The sequence below is a fragment of the Actinoplanes awajinensis subsp. mycoplanecinus genome (assembly GCF_001509495.1).
Lineage (GTDB): Bacteria > Actinomycetota > Actinomycetes > Mycobacteriales > Micromonosporaceae > Actinoplanes > Actinoplanes palleronii.
In genome coordinates, this window is record NZ_LLZH01000233.1 from 1 (window position 1) to 282 (window position 282).

Here is a 282-nt window from a genome sequence, read left to right on the forward strand (position 1 = left end):
AGATCCGCCTCGAGATCCAGATCCACATCCAGCAGATCCGGCGGATAACCGGTCAGCTCCGACACGATCCCCACCACCGCCCCGGCGATCTCGTCACCCGCGGGTCCGGCCGCGATCGGGGCCGCGGCCTGGATCGGATCGTCGGCGGCCCTCTGCACCGTGGCGGTGTCCCGGCTGCCGGTCTTGTCCCGGACCCAGCCGACGACATGCGTCAAGGTCGGGAAGTCCCGCACCTGGAGGGTTTCGTCCCGGGCCAACCCGAACCGCTCCCGCACCGCCGCG

General features: G+C 71.3%; 1 protein-coding gene. It reads right to left on the minus strand.

Translation table 11 applies throughout. From position 1 onward, the window contains the following. Positions 1-282: hypothetical protein (locus ADL15_RS54345; RefSeq protein WP_198170968.1), on the minus strand; the 282-nt coding region annotated here is incomplete at both ends.